We start from the raw sequence: 509 nt of genomic DNA on the forward strand, positions 1-509 counted from the left end.
AAATCGGAAGAGAACACTATGGCTCTCATGACCTTCGACATGAAGCGCAACCCCCAGCAGGCGCGGTTCAGCCTGCTGGCGCTGTTGGCGCTGATGATCATCTTCCCCATGATCGCCCAGCATTTCGGCAATTCGTGGGTGCGCATCATGGATATGGCGCTGCTCTACATCATGCTGGCCCTGGGCCTGAACGTGGTGGTGGGTTTTGCCGGCCTGCTGGACCTGGGCTACATCGCCTTCTATGCCATCGGTGCGTACACCGCCGGCCTGCTGGCCTCGCCCCAGTTCGCCGCGGTGATCGAGTCCTTCATCAATACCTATCCGGCCATCGGCAATTTCCTGGTCTGGCTGTGCGGTCCGCAGATCGTGCAGAACGGCATCCATTTGTCGCTCTGGCTGATCGTGCCGATCTCGGGCGTGCTGGCGGCGCTCTTCGGTGCGCTGCTGGGTGCGCCGACCCTGAAGCTGCGCGGTGACTACCTGGCCATCGTGACGCTGGGCTTCGGCGA

1 pseudogene is annotated in these 509 nt (G+C 62.1%); it reads left to right on the top strand.

The features are described 5' to 3' along the window. Window positions 1-18 precede the first annotated feature (18 nt). Window positions 19-509: pseudogene (locus tag MKD49_RS25760) on the top strand (ABC transporter ATP-binding protein); the annotation flags it as partial.

This window comes from Herbaspirillum sp. WGmk3 (assembly GCF_023952535.1).
GTDB lineage: Bacteria > Pseudomonadota > Gammaproteobacteria > Burkholderiales > Burkholderiaceae_D > Herbaspirillum > Herbaspirillum huttiense.